Genomic DNA, 1852 nt, shown 5'->3' with positions numbered 1-1852 from the left:
CGGTCCGATTTAATGGAAACAATGCCGGTTCCTGGCAGTATTGCAAATTCTGAAACTGATCCGAAGCAGGGCATTACGACCATGACTTTAAGCAATGGAGCCAAAGTGACCTATAAAAAGACCGATTTTAAAAACGATGAAGTACTTTTTGAAGCCTACAGTCCAGGAGGTACCAGCCTTTATAGTGATGATGAATTTATGGCTACTGTTTTTGCAAATAATGGCCTTATGGAGGCCGGGATTGGTGGATTATCCCTGAATGATATGAATAAATATGTGAGTGGAAAAATTGTGAGGGTAATGCCCAGGATAAGTACGTTTAGTGAAAATTTCAACGGTCAGGCTGCACCTAAGGATTTGGAGACCTTGTTTCAAATGGTTTATCTTTATTTTACTTCCCTTAATAAAGATGAAGAGGCGTTTAATTCCTTCTTAACCAAACAGAAAAGCTTCCTGGGCAACTTGATGGCAAATCCCCAATTTTACTTCCAAGATCAATTGGGTCGGATTAAAAACGAAGGTAATTCTAGATATGCCGGATTTCCCACTGTTGAAAAAATGGACGAGGCTGATTATGACCTGGCCTACAAAAAGTATCAGGAACGATTTGCTGATGCCGGAGATTTCCATTTTTATTTTGTCGGGAACATAGATGAAGCGAAATTAAAAGAATATGTCGCTACTTATATAGCTTCACTGCCGGGCAGGAATAGTAATGAAGAGTTTGTGTCTACAGAGTTCAGAAGAAAGGATATCTATCAAAAACACACTATAAAAAAGGGAAGTGATCCTAAAAGTAATGTCAGTATAACTTGGGAGGAGGAGATTCCTTATGATAGCGAAACCGAAATGGCAGTTAATGCCCTAGGTGAGGTTTTGACCATAAAACTGGTCGAAAAATTACGCGAAGAAGAAGGAGGCGTCTATGGTGTTGGAGCTAGAGGTAGTTTGAGTAAAATATCCTTTTCCAACCTGACCTTTAGTATATCATTTCCCTGCGGGCCCGAGAATGTCGATAAGTTGATAAATGCGGCTTTGGGAGAGGTGGAAAAGATAAAAAAGGAAGGTGTTACTCCTGAAGACATGGCAAAAGTTAAGGAGACGTATTTGGTGAAACACAAAGAGGATTTAAAAACCAACAGATACTGGATTACAAGTCTGCTGAAAGCTGACCAGGAAGAACGCAATCTGGAAAATATGATGCAATTAGAGAGCAGACTTGATCAATTAACCGCAGAGAAAGTACAGGATGTAGCACAAAATTATTTGGATGAGAACTATTTCCTAGGCATATTAATGCCGGAGACAGAATAGGGCAGCTGCCCAAGATACTGAAGTTTGGCCTACTCTTAACCTTTTAAAAGAAAGGAAGGGGTAGGCTAATTCATTGAAAAGATGTTTAGGGTATAGTGGGATTTAGATTTATGGTGGTTTGCAAGCTTACAGAAGGAAAAAAGTTTAGGGGAACAGGGGATTGCCTTCATCAAAAAATTCCGATATTGCAGGCCTCTTTAAAAAGAGTTATTAATACTTGATGGAGTGTTAGCTCAGTTGGTTTAGAGCATCGCCTTGACAGGGCGGGGGTCGTTGGTTCGAATCCAATACACTCCACATCACTCAGAAAATCCACACGGAAGGTGTGGATTTTTTTATTCCAGAAAAAGGCCAAGCGAAGATTGAGCCTTGGAAGGGAATAAAAGAATTAAACCCCGCAAATGCGGGGTTAGGATTTTCTAATTGCAGCAGCGGACTGATTTTGTATCACGAACGCAGTGAGTAGTCCTTTGCCAAACTTGTTTGAGCCTTTGAAGGGAATAATAGAATTAAACCCCGCAAATGCGGGGTTATGATT

1 protein-coding gene and 1 tRNA gene are annotated in these 1852 nt (G+C 40.3%); both read left to right on the top strand.

Going from position 1 to position 1852, the window contains the following annotated elements:
• Nucleotides 1-1314: M16 family metallopeptidase (locus tag WBM49_RS14880; protein ID WP_424372835.1), on the top strand; the 1314-nt coding region annotated here is incomplete at its 5' end.
• Between the two features lie 222 nt (nucleotides 1315-1536).
• A tRNA-Val gene (locus WBM49_RS14875) sits at nucleotides 1537-1611 on the top strand.
• Nucleotides 1612-1852: the final 241 nt, after the last annotated feature.

Origin of the sequence: Muriicola sp. (assembly GCF_049669965.1) — a bacterium.
Lineage (GTDB): Bacteria > Bacteroidota > Bacteroidia > Flavobacteriales > Flavobacteriaceae > Muriicola.
Note: the sequence above shows the minus strand (reverse complement) of the source record. Positions and strands in the feature narration are given on the sequence as shown.